This window comes from Bradyrhizobium cytisi (assembly GCF_008123515.1).
Lineage (GTDB): Bacteria > Pseudomonadota > Alphaproteobacteria > Rhizobiales > Xanthobacteraceae > Bradyrhizobium > Bradyrhizobium cytisi.
Genome location: NZ_VSSR01000100.1, coordinates 1 through 835, shown reverse-complemented (window position 1 = coordinate 835; position 835 = coordinate 1). Strand labels below are relative to the sequence as shown.

Below are 835 nucleotides of genomic sequence, written 5' to 3'. Positions count from 1 at the left end.
GGGATTGGGACGCTGATGCCCTGCGCGATATCGTGCGCGACTATGTCATCGAACATTTGGCGGATGACGATGCAGTGCTGGTGATCGACGAGACCGGCTTTCTCAAACAGGGCAAAGCGTCATGTGGAGTGGCGCGGCAATACACTGGTTCGGCAGGCAAGATTACGAATTGCCAGATCGGCGTCTTCGCTACCTACGTTTCGCGTCATGGTCATGCGTTCATCGACCGCGCGCTGTATCTTCCGAAGGAATGGACCGACGATCCGGATCGTCTGGAAGCCGCCTATGTGCCTGCCGATGCGAGCTTTGCGACCAAACCAAAGCTTGCGACGAAAATGATCGCACGCGCGATAGCCGCGTCTGTACCGTTCAGGTGGGTTGCCGGTGATACCGTCTACGGCGTTGGCGCCATCGAACAGCAATTACGTCGGGCCGGCAAAGGCTACGTGCTTGGGGTCAGCAGCGCTCATGTGTTTCGATCCTGGGGCAAACGACCGCCGGTCGCTGGTACGGCCGCAGACATCGCCCGGACGCGGCGCTCATCCGACTGGAAGCGCCTGTCGGCGGGAGCCGGAACCAAAGGACCACGGCTGCACGATTGGTGTTATCTCGAATTGGCCGAGCTCGAGGCCGAGCCATTCAACGGTGCAAGTGCTGGTTTGTGGACGCGCGGTCTACGGATCCGTCGTCGCATCGCCGATGGAGACCTCGCCTTCTTCACCACCTGGTGCCCAGCGGGAACGTCAATTGAAACGCTGGTCGCGGTCGAAGGCCATCGATGGGCGATCGAGGACAGCTTTGAAACCGCGAAAAACGAGTTCGGGCTCGATCACAA

Annotated in this window: 1 protein-coding gene; it reads left to right on the top strand. The window is 59.9% G+C overall.

From position 1 onward, the window contains the following. A partial coding sequence (locus FXB38_RS39825) for an IS701 family transposase (RefSeq protein WP_148756355.1) occupies window positions 1-835 on the top strand: 835 nt, incomplete at both ends.